Annotated in this window: 19 protein-coding genes; 5 read left to right on the top strand and 14 right to left on the bottom strand. The window is 32.7% G+C overall.

Annotated features, from left to right (window positions below; genetic code table 11):
* Positions 1-6: 6 nt before the first annotated feature.
* Positions 7-933, bottom strand: a complete 927-nt coding sequence (locus tag LQ598_RS00955) for a DHH family phosphoesterase (RefSeq protein WP_107559330.1) — start codon at positions 931-933, stop codon at positions 7-9.
* A 74-nt stretch (positions 934-1007) separates the two neighbouring features.
* Here LQ598_RS00955 and LQ598_RS00950 point away from each other — a divergent pair, with 74 nt between their 5' ends.
* Positions 1008-1358, top strand: a complete 351-nt coding sequence (locus tag LQ598_RS00950; RefSeq protein ID WP_107559331.1) for a YtpI family protein — start codon at positions 1008-1010, stop codon at positions 1356-1358.
* A gap of 30 nt (positions 1359-1388) precedes the next feature.
* Here the strand turns inward: LQ598_RS00950 and LQ598_RS00945 are convergent, their stop codons facing one another.
* Together LQ598_RS00945 and LQ598_RS00940 are read right to left on the bottom strand one after the other, a co-directional pair.
* Complete coding sequence (locus LQ598_RS00945) at positions 1389-2684, bottom strand: DRTGG domain-containing protein (protein WP_239745114.1); 1296 nt, start codon at positions 2682-2684, stop codon at positions 1389-1391.
* A gap of 121 nt (positions 2685-2805) precedes the next feature.
* Positions 2806-3495 carry a metal-dependent hydrolase gene (locus tag LQ598_RS00940; RefSeq protein WP_107559332.1) on the bottom strand — a complete coding sequence of 230 codons (690 nt, stop codon included), beginning with the start codon at positions 3493-3495 and terminating at the stop codon, positions 2806-2808.
* 111 nt (positions 3496-3606) lie between these two features.
* On the opposite strand from LQ598_RS00940, the gene LQ598_RS00935 reads away from it, so the two are divergent.
* Positions 3607-4662: a M24 family metallopeptidase gene (locus LQ598_RS00935; protein ID WP_107559333.1), complete on the top strand. Its 1056-nt coding sequence runs from the start codon at positions 3607-3609 to the stop codon at positions 4660-4662.
* Positions 4659-5288, top strand: a complete 630-nt coding sequence (locus LQ598_RS00930; protein ID WP_107536620.1) for a copper homeostasis protein CutC — start codon at positions 4659-4661, stop codon at positions 5286-5288. Before LQ598_RS00935 ends, LQ598_RS00930 begins: the two co-directional genes overlap by 4 nt.
* Before the next feature lie 309 nt (positions 5289-5597).
* Here LQ598_RS00930 and ald read toward each other — a convergent pair whose 3' ends face one another.
* Complete coding sequence (gene ald / locus LQ598_RS00925) at positions 5598-6710, bottom strand: alanine dehydrogenase (RefSeq protein WP_016912736.1); 1113 nt, start codon at positions 6708-6710, stop codon at positions 5598-5600.
* 233 nt (positions 6711-6943) lie between these two features.
* Here ald and LQ598_RS00920 point away from each other — a divergent pair, with 233 nt between their 5' ends.
* Positions 6944-7450: a universal stress protein gene (locus LQ598_RS00920; RefSeq protein ID WP_016912737.1), complete on the top strand. Its 507-nt coding sequence runs from the start codon at positions 6944-6946 to the stop codon at positions 7448-7450.
* Between the two features lie 63 nt (positions 7451-7513).
* Here LQ598_RS00920 and LQ598_RS13745 read toward each other — a convergent pair whose 3' ends face one another.
* The 6 genes from LQ598_RS13745 to sppA form a co-directional block, all read right to left on the bottom strand.
* The gene (locus LQ598_RS13745) at positions 7514-7642 is read right to left on the bottom strand and encodes a hypothetical protein (protein ID WP_016912738.1); all 129 of its coding nucleotides are present in this window, start codon (positions 7640-7642) and stop codon (positions 7514-7516) included.
* 99 nt (positions 7643-7741) lie between these two features.
* Positions 7742-8938 (bottom strand): acetate kinase, encoded by a 1197-nt coding sequence (locus tag LQ598_RS00915; RefSeq protein ID WP_016912739.1) that lies wholly within the window; start codon positions 8936-8938, stop codon positions 7742-7744.
* Positions 8939-9013: 75 nt separating this feature from the next.
* Entirely contained in the window at positions 9014-9958 is a 945-nt protein-coding gene (locus LQ598_RS00910; protein WP_107559334.1) for a class I SAM-dependent methyltransferase, read from the bottom strand.
* A gap of 61 nt (positions 9959-10019) precedes the next feature.
* On the bottom strand, positions 10020-10520 hold the full coding sequence (gene tpx, locus LQ598_RS00905) for a thiol peroxidase (protein WP_103322690.1): 501 nt from the start codon (positions 10518-10520) through the stop codon (positions 10020-10022).
* Positions 10521-10600: 80 nt separating this feature from the next.
* A complete protein-coding gene (locus LQ598_RS00900) occupies positions 10601-11152 on the bottom strand; it encodes an RDD family protein (RefSeq protein ID WP_016912742.1) in 552 nt (183 codons plus the stop codon).
* A 13-nt stretch (positions 11153-11165) separates the two neighbouring features.
* Complete coding sequence (gene sppA / locus LQ598_RS00895; RefSeq protein WP_016912743.1) at positions 11166-12161, bottom strand: signal peptide peptidase SppA; 996 nt, start codon at positions 12159-12161, stop codon at positions 11166-11168.
* Between the two features lie 85 nt (positions 12162-12246).
* Between sppA and LQ598_RS00890 the strand changes: the two genes are divergently transcribed.
* A complete protein-coding gene (locus LQ598_RS00890) occupies positions 12247-13050 on the top strand; it encodes an NAD kinase (protein ID WP_016912744.1) in 804 nt (267 codons plus the stop codon).
* A gap of 506 nt (positions 13051-13556) precedes the next feature.
* Here LQ598_RS00890 and LQ598_RS00885 read toward each other — a convergent pair.
* The 4 genes from LQ598_RS00885 to ezrA form a co-directional block, all read right to left on the bottom strand.
* Positions 13557-14330, bottom strand: a complete 774-nt coding sequence (locus LQ598_RS00885; protein WP_103322691.1) for a sulfite exporter TauE/SafE family protein — start codon at positions 14328-14330, stop codon at positions 13557-13559.
* A 46-nt stretch (positions 14331-14376) separates the two neighbouring features.
* Entirely contained in the window at positions 14377-15594 is a 1218-nt protein-coding gene (gene thiI / locus LQ598_RS00880; RefSeq protein ID WP_016912208.1) for a tRNA uracil 4-sulfurtransferase ThiI, read from the bottom strand.
* Positions 15584-16729 (bottom strand): cysteine desulfurase family protein, encoded by a 1146-nt coding sequence (locus LQ598_RS00875; protein WP_016912207.1) that lies wholly within the window; start codon positions 16727-16729, stop codon positions 15584-15586. Before LQ598_RS00875 ends, thiI begins: the two co-directional genes overlap by 11 nt.
* Before the next feature lie 299 nt (positions 16730-17028).
* Complete coding sequence (gene ezrA, locus LQ598_RS00870; protein ID WP_016912206.1) at positions 17029-18723, bottom strand: septation ring formation regulator EzrA; 1695 nt, start codon at positions 18721-18723, stop codon at positions 17029-17031.
* Positions 18724-18818: the final 95 nt, after the last annotated feature.

Raw genomic sequence — 18818 nt, 5'->3', positions numbered from 1 at the left:
TACCTCCTATATTTCAGATTTAATGTCAGCTGCTAATGCTTCAAATTCTTCCCAGCTATACACTGATGCGCCAGAAGCATTAGGGTGTCCTCCACCGTTATACTTAGCAGCTATATGATTAATTTGAATACCTTTAGAACGGATTCTACATCTAATTTCTTTACCTTCATCTACTGCAAATACCCAAGCTTTAAGTCCTTTAATGTCGGAAACAGTATTAACAAATAATGATGCTTCGTTAGGTTTTAAATCAAATTGTTCAAGAATGTCTTTCGTAATTTTAATAGAACAAAAACCTTCGCCATCGTATTTGAAGTTTTGAAGTATATAACCTTGAAAATGTAATAACTCAGGATCACGTTCGCTTAATTGATTGAGTAGTTTATTGCGTTCAAATTCTTTAGTCATTAATTGAGCGGCTACTTCCATCGTATGTGTCGTCGTATTGTCGAATAAGAATCTTCCAGTGTCACCGACGATACCTAAATATAATACTCTACTTGCACGTTCACTTACGTTTGAATCATTCAAATTCCACGCTGTATTTAAATCAAATATCATTTCACTTGTAGATGATGCATCTGTATTCACGAAATTAATGTCCGCATATGAATCAACTGGTGGATGATGATCAATTTTAATTAATGCTTTACCTGTACTATAGCGCTCATCGTCAATTCTAGGAGCGTTAGCCGTGTCACATACGATAACTAATGCGTCATTATAAGTATCATCAGATATATCATCTAACTCACCTATAAACTCCAACGTAGGTTCCGATTGCCCGACTGCGTATATTTTTTTCTCAGGGAAAGTATCTTGTAAAATATATTTCAATCCTAATTGTGAACCGTAAGCATCAGGATCTGGCCTCACATGTCTATGTATAATAATTGTTTCGTATTGCTTAATTTTATTTAATATTTCTTCCATTGTTATCCTTCTTTCTATATATTTACTTATATTTTATTAATTGATATAATTCGACTTGGTAGGAGGAATCGAAAATGTCACCTGAAATTATGTCTACATTCGTTGCTTTAGCAGTAACAGTCATGATACTAGCTTTAATATTTGCTATTTTAAATCTTGCTCGTTCACTTAGAACTAAGCGCGACGTTAGAAAAGCTTATCATAAAGCTCGCTCAAGGTTTTATTTTGGTATATTTATGATTGCATTTGCAGTTGATCAAGTATTGTTATTTCCAACTTTAGTAACGTATATTATTGTTTTAGTATTATTATTCTTTGGTATTTTGAATATGATTTATGGTTATAAAGCGAGCAAATACTTTAAAGGTAACTTACCCATCGAAAATAAAGCATGGGAAGTGTTCGAACAACAAAAGCATAAATAATACATTTAAAAGCGTTATTATAACGCTTTTTTATTTTTCGAGAATTTGACACATGAGCAACGCTTTAGCTACAGTCGCACTTCCACTCACCATCGTTACTTCAAATTTCGCGAACAACCGACCTATATCTAATGTCGTAACCTTAACTTCTACATCATCATCAATTTGTACGGTTTTTAAATAATATATATCTATATGTTCAATCATAAATTCTGATTTTTTCATTTTCCTTATTTCATAACGTAAAGCTTCTTCAATAACTGCGAGGTATACTGATTTCGTCATCATCCCAAACTGATTTGTCAGTTGAGGAGAAATGTTTACAATAACGTTACCATTATTCATCGTTATTTGTTTTGCAATTTGATCATGAATCGTTTCACCGATTTGTGGCTGTCTACTCATTAACTGCATCGTTTTTAATACATCTTCTCTTGAAATGATACCAATTAATTCTTTAGAATTTGAAACAACCGGTAATAATTCAATACCTTCCCAAATCATTAAATGTGCACATGTCGCAATAGTTGTATTCAAATGTGCAACTATTGGTGTTTTAGTCATTAATGTTTTAACACTTTTATCTGGCTCTTCATTTACAATATCTTTACTCGTTAAAATACCAACAACTTTCGTTTCATTATCAACTATAGGAAAACGAGTATGTGAAGTAAGCTGTGATAATTCATTCCAATCTCTAACTTTTTGTGTGTCATCAAGATAAGATGTGGATGTTATCGGTATCATAATATCTTCAACCATGAGTATTTCTTTTTTAATCATTTGGTCATATATAGCTCGGTTAATTAAATTTGCCACTATAAAGGTATCGTAATTTGATGAAATAATGGGCAGTTCATATTCATCAGCATATTCAATGATTTCCTCGTTTGCTTCAAATCCTCCAGTGATAAGTACAGCAGAACCTCTTTTTAAAGCTTCCATTTGCACATCAGCTCTGTTACCAACTATAAGCAAAGTGTTCTTCGTTAAATATTTTACAACATCATTGAGCTCCATCGCACCTATAGCGAATTTAGATAGCGTTTTATATAAACCTTGCTTTCCACCTAATACTTGTCCATCTACTATTTTAACGATTTCGTTAAACGTTAGATTTTCAATTTGCTCTCGAGTCTTGCGTTCAATCCTAACGGTACCTACTCTATCGATTGAAGCAACAAGTCCTTGGTTATCCGCTTCTTTTATTGCACGATAAGCTGTTCCTTCTGATACATTTAAATCTTTTGCAATCTGCCTGACAGAGATTTTATGTCCAACAGATAACGACTCAATGTACTTAATAATTTGTTCATGTTTCGTCATGTTTATACCCTCTATCAAATTTTAATGAATTACTTACTATTATACATTCTTAAGCACTTAAATGATATGTTTACAAAAGAAAAATGACTGCTTTTATAAGCAGCCATTTTGGATATCTATATTATAATTCAACGTATTCACCAGGTTTTAAAATACTTACTTCCGCTTCGGTTACAGCTTTTTCAAAATCTTTTGGATCTTGTTTAATATAATCGAAAGTATCATAGTGTATCGGAACGACTTTTTTAGGTTTGATAAACTCATTAATTGCATAACTAGCATCGTCAATTCCCATTGTGAAATTATCTCCAATCGGAATAAAGCATAAATCTACTGGATGTCTATCAGCGATTAACTTCATGTCACTAAATAACCCAGTATCTCCTGTGTGATAAATGGTACCAGCTTCCGTTTCTAAAACAATACCAGTTGGCATACCTAAATATACAATTTCACCATTCTCTTCTGTGAAACTATTACTATGAAATGCTTGTACATATTTAACTTTGCCGAAATTAAATTCAACGTTACCACCAATGTTCATTGGATGTACGTTTTCAAGACCATGTTTATTTGATAAATAATCAAGTGCTTCTGGTAACGCAATTACTGTTGCACCAGTTCTTTTTGCAATACTTGCCGTATCACCTAAATGATCTCCGTGACCATGAGTTAAAATGATATAATCAACTTCTACTTCATCTGCCTTTAAATCCGACAGTGGATTTCCTGTAATAAATGGATCCACAATCACTTTATGTCCTTTACTTTCAAAATAGATTACTGATTGTCCATGAAATGATACTTTCATGAATCTCCCTCCTCACATTGTCTTTTCCGTATATTATATACCCTAAATTTGAATTAATGAATCAAGAAGTCTAAAATAATATTGTAAGAAAGAGAACTGGGAGGCAAAATTATGAAACGTAATGAAATTACAACATTTTTAAATGAAAAAGGTGCTGATGCAGCATGGATAACAACACCATTAAACATATTTTATTTAACGGGATATTTATCAGAACCTCATGAGCGTCTATTTAGTTTATTAATTACTAAAGATGGCGATGAAACTTTATTTTGTCCAAAAATGGAAGTTGAAGAAGCTAAAAATGCTGGATTTACAGGCAATATTGTAGGTTATTTAGATACTGAATCAGCTTTTGATTTAATCGATCAGCAATCTTATAAAACATTCGCAATTGAATCTGAGCACTTATCAGTAAAAAGACTTCGCGAAGTTGAAAAAGCTTTTAATGTAGAAACGATCATTGATATTGACCAAGTAATGAAAGACATTAGAAATGTTAAAGCAGATAATGAAATTGAATTGTTACAAGAAGCGGCTAAGTATGCAGATTTAGCTATTCAAGCTGGTGTAGATAAATTAGAAGAAGGCGTAACTGAAATCGAAGTATTAAACCACATTGAAACAACAATGAAACAACATGGCATTTCTAAAATGAGTTTCGATACTATGGTGCTATTTGGAGATCATGCAGCTGCCCCACACGGTACACCTGGAGATAGAACATTAAACAACAATGAATATGTACTCTTTGATTTAGGTGTCATTTATAAAGGTTATTGTTCTGATATAACAAGAACAGTTCCATTTGGTACACCATCAGATAAAGCTAAAGAAATATACAATGTCGTACTTGATGCTAATAAACAAGCTATAAAAATGATTAAGCCTGGCGCTAAAATTTCAGATTGCGATAAAGTAGCAAGAGACATTATAAGCAATGCTGGATACGGTGAATACTTCCCTCATCGACTTGGTCATGGACTTGGATTAAGCGTTCACGAATTCCCTGACATTTCTAGTACGAATGCAGATGAATTCAAAGAAGGAATGGTCTTAACGATTGAACCTGGCATTTATGTTCCTCGTGTTGCTGGCGTTAGAATTGAAGACGATATTGTTGTAACTAAAGATGGTCATAAAATTTTAACGAGTTATCAAAAATGATCAAAGAATCTTGTGTAGAAACAATCTCTCAAATTGAGCACGCTATTAAAAATGGCGCAAATAGAATAGAGCTATGTGACAACCTATCAGTAGGAGGAACAACGCCAAGTTACGGTATGGTTAAAATCGCAGTAGAAATGTGTCATCAGAACAATGTAGAAGTCGCAATTATGATTAGACCACGCGGCGGAGATTTCAACTATAGCTACTATGAATACGAAGTCATGAGACAAGATATTATTCAGCTAAAGGAATTAAATGTTGATGCATTTGTATTTGGATGCTTAGATGAAAACGGACGCTTAGATGAATGGAAAATGAAAGCTTTAAAAGAAACATCTGGCAACGTTCCAGCCGTTTGTCATATGGCATTTGATACAATCAATCCTTACAATCAGCTTAAATCATTAGATTGGTTAATTAATCAGCAATTCGAACGTTTATTAACACATGGCGGACCAAGTGAAAGTTCGATATTTGATAATCTAAATCATCTTGGCAAATTGTTAATTCACTCTAAAGGAAATATCACAATCATGCCAGGTGGCGGATTAAATAGAGATAACCTATCAACACTTGTAGAAGACATCCCTTTCGATGAAGTACACGGTACACAAATCGTATAGAATTGCTAACATCCATAACTATTCGTTTACAAATCTTGCGATTTTGAAAGTGCATGCTTGCCTAGGGGTATGGTTCGAGCCTGTAGTCTCTCTCTCATACTATTCCCCCGGGCGTCAGCACTTTACAAAATCGCGAGGAATAACTAAGTAAAATTAGGATTACAATGTTCAGTGAGCGATTCGGACGAAATCTAAAGTAAATAAATTGGTTTAACTTTAATCATGATAATAAAAAGAGCGTAAATTCTTATTTTTTAAGAATTTACGCTCTTTTATATTAATCTAGGTTATTTATGTCTAGACTCTGTTTTATTTTAATACTTCTTGATAAGGTGTATATTCTTTATCAAATGCTTTAGCTACTTCTTCATAAGTTAATTTACCATGAATCGTATTTAAGCCTTTTGCTAATGCTTCGTTATCTTGACATGCTTTCACATAGCCTTTGTTTGCTAGTTGAATTGCATATGGTGTAGTTGCATTGTTTAACGCAATTGTAGATGTTCGAGGTACAGCTCCAGGCATATTAGCAACTGCATAATGAACAACACCGTGTTTAACGTAAGTTGGATCATCATGTGTTGTAATTCTATCTGACGTTTCGAATGAACCACCTTGGTCAATTGCGATATCTACTAATACTGAACCTGGTCTCATTTTTTTAACCATATCTTCAGTTACAAGCTTTGGTGCTTTTGCTCCTGGAATAAGTACTGAGCCAATTACTAAATCACTTTCCACTACTGCTTCTTCAATATTTAATGGTGATGACATCATAGTTTGTACACTAGAACCAAATAAATCATCTAATTGTTGTAAGCGTGTTGGATTTAAATCGATAATCGTTACATCTGCACCTAGACCAACTGCCATTTTAGCTGCATTTGTTCCAGCTTGACCGCCTCCGATTATTGTCACTTTGCCTCGTTTAACACCTGGAACACCCGATAATAGTATACCAATTCCACCATTAGTTTTTTGAAGAAATTGAGCGCCGATTTGTGTCGACATTCTACCTGCAACTTCACTCATTGGAGCTAATAATGGTAATGAACGATCGCTTAACTGTACAGTCTCGTATGCTATTGATGTCACTTCTTTTTCTAACAATGCATTTGTTAAAGATTCTTCTGCTGCTAAATGTAAGTATGTAAATAAAATTAAATCCTTTTTGAAAAATTGATATTCTTCTTTAAGTGGTTCTTTAACTTTCATAACCATATCTACATTCCACGCTTCTTGTTGGTTAACTATTTCTGCACCAGATTGTTTATAATCTTCATCAGTAAATTGTGAACCAATTCCAGCTTCTGTTTCAACTTTAACCACATGTTTTTGTGCTATTAAACTAGCTACGCCACTAGGTGTTAATGCCACCCTGTTTTCATTATTTTTAATTTCTCTTGGTACCCCTATAATCATTTTACATTCCTCCTTGATTCAATCTTAACGCCACTAATTTGAAAGCGCAATCATTATTATTCAATTTTTATATTATCAATATTTTCTTAATTTTCTAAATCTTCTTACTACATTGATATCTTAACACATTTTTCATAAAGTTGGACAAGAAATTCTATTATTTAAAAGTTTATATCGTTATATTTTCAGAAAATTATGATATAATTAAACAAAAGAACTAGGAGGCGGTTTCAATGTTAAGTTACAAAAATATTTTAATAGCTGTAGATGGTTCAACTGAGTCAGAATGGGCATTCAACAAAGCTGTAGCTGTCGCTAAGCGTAATGATGCTAAATTAACAATCGTCAACGTTGTAGACTCTCGTTCATATGCAAGTGTCGAAGCCTACGATACTCAAATAGTAAATAAGGCAACAAGCTTTGCTGAAAGTTTATTATCTGGATATAAAGAATTTGCTGAAAAAAATGGTGTAAATAATGTAGCAACTAAACTTGAATTCGGTTCACCTAAAACTGTTATTCCAAAAAAATTAGCCGTTGAATTTGATGTAGACCTTATCATGTGTGGTACTTCAGGTTTAAATGCTGTTGAACGATTTATAGTCGGTTCAGTTTCTGAATCAATCGTAAGAAACTCACCATGTGATGTTTTAGTTATTAGAACTGAAACAATGCCTGATGATTTCGAACCAGTTGTAGCTACTAAAGAATTATTCGATGAACATCACGAAGGTAAATAATTTAATACAATTACAAAAAGCGTTCAGCCCATTAAGCTGAACGCTTTTTTATATGCAAACGACTTATTTGTTATCTCCATTTTGATCTTTTGAATTTTGATTATTTTTTTGCTTTTGTTTTCTCGATTGTTCTTTAACGACTCTTCGTGTGACTATTCTAACTAATCGCATTAGCGCTCTTTCTGGTCTCATAAGTACCCTCCTCAATATAGGTATTAATTAGTTATATCCACTTGAATTAACTTTAAACATAAAAAGAGAGCCTCACATTGATATGTGAGACTCTTTTTATTATGCTAATTTACCAAATTTCAATACGTCACGTGCAATGACAACTTCTTCATCAGTTGGAATTACAATAACTTTAACTGGTGAGTGTGGATAGTTAATAAATCCTTCTTCACCGTGTAATCCAGTGTTTAAGCGTTGATCCCAATAAACACCCATAAACTCTAAACCTTCTAATACTTTAGCGCGCACTGTATCAGAGTTTTCACCTACACCTGCTGTAAAGACAATCGCATCTAAGCCGTGCATTCTCGTTGCATAAGAACCCATGTATTTATGAATTCTAGATGCGAATACATCTAATGCTAATTTAGCACGTTCATTACCTTCATTTGCATCTTGTTGAATATCTCTTAAATCACTTGAAGATCCAGATATACCTAGTAGTCCAGATTCTTTGTTAAGAATGTTTAATACTTCTTCTGCATTTTTCCCGGTTTTCTCCATGATATATGGAATTAAAGCTGGATCAAGGTTACCTGAACGCGTTCCCATTGTAACACCTGCTAATGGTGTGAAGCCCATTGATGTATCTACTGATTTACCACCATCTATCGCTGCGATAGAAGCACCATTACCGATATGACAAGAAATAATTCTAAGCTGATCTAAAGGACGATCTAATAATTCTGATGCTCTTTGTGATACATATTTATGACTTGTACCGTGGAAACCATATTTACGAATACCATAATCTTTATAAAAGTGATATGGCAAACTATATAAATAAGATTCTTCAGGCATCGTTTGGTGGAATGATGTATCAAATACAGCTACATGCGGAATATTTGGTAGCAGTTTTCTGAAAGCTTTAATACCCATTATATTGGCAGGATTGTGTAATGGCGCTAAATCCGTTAATGTTTCCATTTCAGCCAATACTTCGTCTGTTACAAGGGCTGAATCTGGGAATAGTTCCCCACCATGTACGACACGGTGTCCTGAACCTTGAATATCATTAATATCATTGATGATATTATGTTCTTTTAATGCATCTAACATAATATTAACTGCAACATCATGATTTTCAATATCTAATGTTTCAGTTATTTTTTCTCCATTTACCGAAATTGAGAAAACTGAATTTTTTAACCCGATACGCTCGATTAGCCCTTTAGTTATAACTTTTTCTTCAGGCATTTCAAATAATTGAAATTTCAAAGATGAGCTACCGGCATTAATTGCTATTATTTTTGTCATTTAGACTTCCTCCTGATAATACTTTTCTATACTATTTAAACACTAATACAGATATGAATCAAGCATTAATACAGTTTATAGAGAATGATTTTCTTTCATCCATTCATCTACTTCAGCTAAAAACGTTTGCAACTGAGTTTGTGCCTTGAAGTCTGGGATGTTTGCTAGCAATACCTCAACACTCTTAGTATTTCCAGGATCTTTCTTTTGTAAAATTAAGAGTGATTTACGAGATTGTTCTGTTTTAAACAATGAGTTAGGGAAGTTTAAAAATGCTTGCATTTCTGTCTCTGTAGCAATATATTTTTGTAACTGTTTCACTTCTTCGCCTTCAAATAATTTTGTAGGAACAATTAAAAAGACATATCCTCCTGGTCGAGTTGCAGTAACTGCTTGCTCTAGTAATAAGTAATGACTATAACTGTGTCCTTCACTAAAGCCTAATTTCAACTCTTTACTGCGTTCATCGACTGGATAATAACCAACTGGTAAATCACCTACTATAACGTCTGCTTCTTCTAAAGGTAACGGCATAATGGCATCTTGTGGATATACATCAAATGGTATTTCTAAAAAGTTAGCTAAATGGATGCTCAAACGTTGTAAGACAGGATCCACCTCAACGAGATGATGCATAACCTTTTTCTCTTGATTTTGTTCATTTATAGTTGCACTTAAGTGCCCTGTTCCACTTGCGATATCGACTATATTAAGTTCCTTTTTGTTTTTGTTAAACAAGTTTACGAGATAACTTAATATAAACCCGATAGAATCAGGCGTCATTTGGTGATTTGGCTGAATAACTTCTTCCTTTAATAAGCTTAAATAAGCAAACTGGAAGGCTTTTCTACGTTCTTGTAAAGTAGATTGTTCTAATAAATCTCTTTGATTAGTATAAATTTCTTCCAAAGCCAAACCTAAGTTTTCAATATAGCTTTGACCATTTTCATCGTGGAGGTCTTTACTTTTTACATCAAGTTTTTCAAATAATACTTCCATTATATTCTTTTCTTCAGTCATAATTGCCCTCTTTCGTATAAAAAGCTGCCCAATGTAATGGACAGCGATTTATGGTTGTTAATTAGTTTAAATTTCTATAAGCTTCTAAAGCTTTATCATAGTCAGGGTGGTCAGTACCTTCACTCACTACTTCAGCATAAACAACTTTATTATCTTTGTCCAAAACAAATACTGAACGCGCTAATAAACGAAGTTCTTTCATAATAACACCAAAGTTTTCACCGAATGATAAATCGCGATGATCACTTAATGTAATAACATTTTCTAAACCTTCTGCTGCACACCATCTTTTTTGTGCGAATGGTAAGTCGTTAGATATTGTTAAAACAACACCATCTTGTTCGTTTGCAGCTTCTTCATTAAATTTACGAGTTTGTTGACTACATACTCCTGTATCTATAGAAGGTACGGCACTAATAAGTTTCTTTTTACCTTCATAGTCTTTTAAAGTCTTTTCAGATAAATCATTTGCTAATACAGTAAAATCTGGTGCTACTGAACCTACTGTAACTTCCTTACCTAATATCGTAACTGGTTCATTCTTGAATGTAACTTGCGCCATAAAAAAAGGCCTCCTTAATCTTGATAAATATATTTTATCATGATTAAAGAGACTTTAAAATTCTTTTGATTATAATATGATTATCTTGCTGCCTTTTGGAAGTCATTTCTCAATTGAATATATTTGTTTTTGAGCACAACAGTGTCACCAAAATAGTCGTGTATACCTTTATGTTTTTTAGTAAAAGCAACTACTAAATATGGTAATCCTAACAATGCACCTGAAATGATTCTTCCAATCCATTCTCTAAATAACACATCTGTAAATTTGAGAGGTTTTGCATCTTCACGATAAACACTCAATCCTAAGCACATTTTACCGAGTGTTCCTTTAAACTTGTAAGTCATAAGTACAAAATATAAATAAAATATTAAAGCACTTATGATATTTTCAACACTGAAATATGGTACAAATAAATATTCATCTTGAATGTTCGTTAATGCAAATAAAGGACTTAAGACGATACCTTTAAATCCTGCTAAAGCTAATATATCGATGATATACGCGAAAAAACGAATCCAGAATCCTGCAAATACGATGGATTTTATTTCAGACATATATTTATTTACTGTACGCTCAATATCACTTTGTTCACGCGTTGTAGCGATTTGCTCGTAACTTGCTTCAGTCATTTAAAATCTCTCCTTACTCACCATACAAGTACATTGGTTGTGGTGAATTATTTGCTTTAACTAAAGATTCATATTTACTTAAATCATCTAAACCTATCATAGAAGACAATTTACTTTTCGCTGCCATTGGGAAGTTTAAAAATCCAGATGATGCACCATAAGTTACAACTTGTGCGTTTTTAGATTTTATGTCGCCTCTTAAAGCTTTAATCGCATCATCTTCATAGCCAATTTCATCAATTAAACCATTAGATTTAGCTTGTTGCGCTGAATAAATTCTACCATCAGCTAATTTCTTAACATCTGATTCAGACATATGTCTACCATCTTTAATGACATTTACGAATTGCTTATAGCTATCGTCAATAATGGATTGCATTATGTTACGTTCTTCTTTAGTCATATCTTTCATAGGATTTAATATTTGTTTATGCTTACCTGATGTAACAGATTCATCTTTAACACCTAATTTATCAGCTAATTCCGCATAATTCGTACTAGAAATAATAACACCTAAAGAACCTGTTAATGTTTGAGAACCTGCATAAATTTTATCTGCTGGTGTCGAAATGTAATAACCACCTGAAGCAGCCATATTCTTCATTTGAACATAAACTTTTTTATCTTTAGCTTTTATTTCTTCTAATTTCTTATGTATTTCATCACTTTCATATGTTCCTCCACCTGGAGAATTCACTTCAAGGAGTACACCTTTAACATCTTTATCTTTTTTAATTTTATCTAATTGTTTTAAAAATGATTGATGATTGTAACCTCCACCGCCGAACAATGATTCTTCTTGGCCTGTATCTTCAATGGTTCCATTTACGGATAGTTTAACAATTTTACTACTGCTATCGCTACCAGATTGAACAGATTCACTAATCCCATCTGAATCAGTCGCTGTTTTCTTCCATGAATCATCCATAAATATGCCAACAGCACTCACAACTATACCGCCTATTACTAAAATAGCTGCTATGATGATGGCTATAATTCTTTTAGACATACTATCTTCCTTTCTATTTTATATATTTACATATATAATAATAACAGACTTTAATAGTAACTGTAACATTTGGGAGGAACAAATTATGACTTCTAGTAAACGAATTTATCTATTCACTTCAAAAGATCGGGACGTGTTAGAGACTCGAGAAAAAATTCAAAATGAAATGGAACCACATGGATTTGAATTTGTTTCAAACTATGATCATGCAGATATTATTGCTTCAGTCGGAGGTGACGGGAGTTTTTTACAAGCATGTAGAAAAACGAATTTCAGCAAAGACAAAGTTTACATTGGTATAAAGACAAGATTAGATCAAAACTATTTATATGTTGATTTCAGTGTAGATGATATTCCACATTTAATAAACTCTATAGATTCAGAAGAGGTTATGGTAAGAAAATACCCAATCTTAGAAGTGAATTTAAACGATCAAATGTCTTATATGTGTTTAAATGATTTTTATATTAAATCCAGTGTCATCAAGCCTATGAAAATGGAAATATTTATCGATGATGAGTATTTTGAAGCATTTAACGGTGATGGCTTGTTAATATCTACACCTACTGGTTCAACAGGGTATAACAAATCTTTAGATGGCGCAATTATAGATCCTAAAATAAGAAGTATGCAATTGACAGAAATTGCATCTTTAAATAATAATAATTTCAGAACCGTTAGTAGTTCAGTTGTTTTAGGTGATACAAGAACACTGAAAATTACACTCGACAAAGAAGGTAATTATTACCCGATAATGGGTCTTGATAACGAAGCACTAAGTATTCAAGAAACTGATTTTATAACATTAAAAATTCAAGATAAATATATACGAACGCTTAAATTACCTCAAAACTCATTTTGGAGTAAAGTCCAACGAAAATTCTTATAAATATTTAGACTGTCAACAAAGTCTTAAACTTTCAACAAAGTCTTAAACTTTGCCGGCATTTTTTATGCGCATGCTTTCCGCGGGCATGTTCTCAGCCTGTAGTCTTCGAATCATGCTGTTCCCGCAGGAGTCAGCGCTAAAAAATGCCAAATATTAAAAAATCATATTATAGAGTAGATGAAATTTTGTTTAGGAGTTGATTCTTTGTTAAATTTTATTTTGAATTTATCATGTCGGGCTCCACTTGATAAATAGAATCCTTGAATTTATCATGTCAGGCTCCACTTGATAAATAGCAATAAATCTTTATACTATTCTCTACGATTTTGCAAAGTGCTGACGCCCGGGGGAATAGTATGCGTGAGAGACTACAGGCTCGAGCCATACCCCAGGCAAGCATGCACTTTCAAAATCGTAAGATTTTAAAATAAAAAAACTGCCAACAAGTTCACTTTAAGTGACTTTGTCGACACAAAAAAACCAGCGATTCTATTCGCTGGTTTTTTTTATAGGAAGTGACTGCTAACATAGTCATACACATTTTTAAGTATTAATGAAATTGTAACGACGATAAATAAAACTTTAACGTAAGAAACACCTTTTCTAATAGCAAAAGTAACACCTAAGTATGATCCTATGACCATTGAAGCAGCCATGCTAAATCCATAAACATAATTTACTTGACCTAATACCATAAACAAGAGCAATGCGCCTAGATTAGAAGCTAAATTTAAAAATTTCGCATTACCCGCTGCATGTAAATAGTCTAGACCTATTAGTAACAACATAAATAAGAAAAATGACCCTGTGCCGCCACCTATAAATCCATCATAATACCCTATAATAACGACGCCTATAATAAATAAAATGGCTTTTTTAAGTGACAATTTCTTATATTTATTAATATCTCCCCAGTCTTTCTTAACAATTGAGTAAATCGTTACTAATGCTAATATTATAATTGCGAGCGGCTTTAAATATTCTGGCGGTAAATATGTAGCGGTAATCGCACCAAATATTGAACCTATAAAACTTAACGGAAATAGTTTGCCTACTATATCAAAATCTACTTTTTTAGCTTTTATAAATTTCATAGTACTTGTAAAAGTACCAAATGAACTCGCTAATTTATTTGTACCTAATGCTGTAGCAGGATCCATACCTACAGCTAACAGCGCTGGCAAAGAAATGAGTCCTCCTCCACCAACTACTGAATCTATAAATGATGCTATTAAACCAAATATAATGACTATGAGTAAAATATTTAAATCAAATTCCATCTGGATATCTCCTCTACTTTAAGATAACGACATCCCAACGTTAATATTAAAGTAGTTCATCCATCCATTCATCTTTTTGTTGTTGCATATCATCATGCTTGGAAATTGTAATGGTTTCTACATTTTTAACCGCTTCTTCAATTAAATCTTCAAAATCAAATTTAGACTCGAAGTATTCAACTTTTTCAAGTTTCGGATTAGTTTTCGGATTTTTAGGTGTAAATATTGTACAACAATCTTCAAATGGTTGTATTGATAAATCAAAAGTATTAATTGCTTTCGCTTTTCTAACTATGTCTTCTTTATCAAATGTAAGCAACGGTCTTAAAATCGGCATAGATGTCACACTATTAATTGCATACATACTACCTAACGTTTGACTCGCAACTTGGCCAAGATTTTCTCCATTAACAATTGCTTGAGCACCAATCTCATGCGCTAATTTTTCAGTAACTTTTAACATCATTCTTCTAGTACTCGTCATCGTATAGCTTTCTTCTACTACTTTATGAATTTGTTTCTGCAATTCTGTAAAAGGAACAATATGAAGTTTAATATCATTTGTTAAATTTGCAAGTTGTTTTGTTAAATCAATAACTTTCTGTTTCGCTTGCTCACTTGTATATGGTGGACTATGAAAATGAATAGCTTCAATTGTTACGCCTCTTTTCATAACTTCCATACCTGCTACTGGTGAGTCAATACCACCCGATAACATGAGTAATGTTTTACCACCTGTTCCAACTGGTAATCCTCCGACACCTTCAAGCACACGATTATACATATAAATTGCATCTTTACGAACTTCAACTTTTATTCTGTGATCTGGCTGTTTAACATCTACGGTTACATTTTCAGTGTTTTGAAGAACATGTCCACCTAATTCTTGTTGCAGTTGAAATGTATCAAGCTCAAATGTTTTATCAGCTCTTTTTACTTCAATTTTAAATGTATCGCCATCTTTAAAGTCGTCAGCAAACTTTGAAGCTATTTCTTTCATCGCATCTAATTCTTTTTCAATTCTTACAACTGGACTTACAGAGTGTACGCCAAATACAGTCTGAATACGGCTCATCATTTCTTCAATATCTGCACCTTCATGTACATCGATATACATTCTGTCACGATTAGCACGCACATTATAGCCTTGAAGTGGCATTAACCTACTTTTTAAATTTGCTTTTAATTTATTAACAAACATATTTCTGTTACCTGTTTTTAAAGTCAATTCACCATATCTAACTAATATGTGATCATAATTCATATTTTAATAACTCCTTTACCTCTTTATATACTTTGTTAAAGGCATCTTTAAATGCTTCTATTTGTTCATTTGTTAAATCAGGTGCGATACTCAATCTTATGCTTCCTTCGATGATCATATTACTCAAACCCATCGCTTTTAACGTTTCATTATGAGAGCTTTTTTTAGAAGAACATGCACTCGTTGTAGATAAATAAATTTCATATTTAGAAAACGCATTAACTAATACTTCACCTTTTACGCCTGGAAAAGATACATTTAAAATATATGGAACAGCATCTTTAGGTGAATTAATGCGCACACCTTCATATTTTTCAATAAAGCTTCGTATTTCAGTGCCCTTTTGCGTTAATGCTTTCATATTTTCATCTTTACGATCATTCATTTGTCTCATAGCTTTTGCTAAAGCGATATTTACTGGTGCGTTTACAGTACCACTTCTTACGCCATACTCTTGTCCACCACCAAAAATAATAGGTTGAATCATCTTGATTTGCGTAATGGCTAAAATGCCAGATCCTTTCAAACCATGAAATTTATGTGCACTCAAACTATAACTATCTGCTAGATTTATATTCAAAGGTACTTTACCGAAGCCTTGAACCCCATCTACATGGAAATGAACTTTAGGATATTTCTGTAAAATTTCGCTAATTTCTTCAATTGGTTGAATTTGTCCCATTATATTATTCACATGCATACATGTAACAAGTACAACATCATCATTGAGTAATTTTTTTAAAGATTCAATATCCAGTTTGCCATCTTTTGTTGTATTGATATATTTCAAATTAAACCCTTGATCCTCAAGCGCTCTCATCGTTTCCAATACAGAAGGATGTTCGATTTTAGTTGTTAATATCGTTTTACCAAACCTTTTTTTCATTTGGGCCATGCCTTGCAATGCTATATTATTCGATTCAGTAGCACCACTTGTAAAAATTATGTCGAACTTGTCGTTCAAGTTTAAATATTGTTTAATATTTTCTCTTGCTTTATCAATTAAATGAGCAATTTTCACACCTGCTGTATGAGGACTATTAGGATTAAAATAATATTGTGTATTCATCTGCGTATAAGATTGAATAACATCCTCATTAGGCTTTGTAGTTGCAGCATTATCAAGATATATCATACTGTCACCTCTTTTTTTCATTATATAATGATACCACAACTCATTTGCTATAGATATACCTATCAGCTCATAAAAAAGGAGTGGAACAAGAATCGCACAATATCAATTCTTCGTGCGTTTTGCCCGGATTTCACTTGGATTATTCTCCACGATTTTGCAAAGTCTGACGCCCGGCGGAATAGTATGAGAGAGAGGCTACAGGCTCGAACCATATTCATAAGGCAAGCATGCACTTTCAAAATCGAGATATAAAAAAATCTCTTCATTAGGCCGTAACCTAATGAAGAGATTAACTTTTATTATCGTTTATTGACATCTTCTTCAATTTTATTACTAATTCCAGGTTCAACTTTTTCAAGTGCTGTCTCTGCAATTTCTATTGCTCGTTTATATCTATTGTTAGCAAAAAGTCTTTCTGCTTCATTAAGACTCTTATTCAATTCATTATTTTCTTTTCTATATCTATTACCGTACTGAATTAAAGTCTCTGCATGAACTGCGTTGATTAACACATCCGTAGTTTCATCTTCGAATTTATTCATTTGTAGTACAATATTGCTGACTTTATCTTTAACATATTGTACATTGATCGGTCTTTGACTGAAAATTTTATTAACCTCACGAATTTCATGATCGATTTCATTCTTCATAATAACAAATCTTTCAGGTACACTTGGTAAATTCGAAGCCAATAAATTTCGATATATTTCTTCTTTTTTAGTTTGAACACGTAACGTATTTTGTTGAGCCGCCGCTTCATCTTCTCTAAGTGATACTAAGTGATTTTGAATTTTTTGTTGATTATCATTTATCACTTGAACATGTTCTTCTATATATAGTAAGTTGTCTTCCACTTCACTATAACGAACATTAGTTTTAGCCATTTCTCCTAAGATTTCATCATACACGCTAATAAGATTTTGAATTTCATTTTCATATTGTCTTACTTTATGAACATCTTCCTCGGAAATGTAGTAATTTTCTTTAACATACTCAATTTCAGTTTGAAGTGTGTAGTTCATATCTTTAGCGTGGAATAATTCATCTGTAATGATTTCTTTAGATTGTTCTACTGTATTTTTAGATTTAACTTCATGTTCAATCAGATCATACATATCATCTAAAGTATCATTGATTTCATTAATAATTCTGTCAGCTTTAGTTAACTCTAGTCTACCAATTAATGGTTCAACTAAGTTAAGTTTGCCACGTAAAGTTTGTAATGTACCTTCCACTTTAACATGTTCAAGATTATATCCTTCAACCTTTAAATCTCTGCAACCAAATTTCAAGTCTTGGAATTGACCTGGCAATTCTTTTTGGACATCCTTGATTAACAATGGAATTTCATTCATATCTTCTTGCATGCGTTTCATATCAGTGTTGAGTTGATCTATATGGCCGCTCGCTTTAATATAATGTCCATCTGCAACAAGCTCCTCATATTGCTCAATTCTAGGTAGGAATGCTTCTATATTTTTCTCGATAAGCTCTGCAGCATCTCCAAATTGATGTCTGTTAGCCAATACTTCTCTTTTTGTTTCTCTATAAATTTGTTTAGATTCGTCATATAATCGGTCGCTTGTTTCTACTGTTGTCATTAATTCTGTAACACTCTGAGCTAAACGCGTATATTTCTTCTCTATACCATCCATGATTTTGTTAGCATCTGCAATGCTTTCTTCTGATTGAGAAAACTTAAATTTATCCAACTCTGTATCAGCGTCTTGAATTTTTGCATCTACAACTTTTAAATCTTCTTGTAAGACAGTTTGCCACTCTCTTTTAAACTGGTCATACTTATCCTTAGCTTCACCATGTATGTTTAATTTTTTAAGTTTAGCTAATTCATCTTGAAAAGGTAATTGTTTAATTTTTTGCTTACGCTGCTCGGTTTCAGTAATCAAATTTCGCTTTGATGTACGTAACCATAACATTATACCAATACCAATTAATATAATGATAATAATTGCAAGTGTTATATAAATTGCCATTATGTATTCTCCTCCTAAATCGTTCTCTTTATTATAACGTAAAATAATTATCCAACAAACCTTTTTCTATGCAAAATATATCCAAAATTATAAAA

The sequence above is a fragment of the Mammaliicoccus sp. F-M27 genome (genome assembly GCF_022387115.1).
GTDB classification, from domain to species: domain Bacteria; phylum Bacillota; class Bacilli; order Staphylococcales; family Staphylococcaceae; genus Mammaliicoccus; species Mammaliicoccus vitulinus.
The sequence above is the reverse complement of the archived record's forward strand: the minus strand, read 5'-3'. Positions and strand labels throughout refer to the sequence as shown.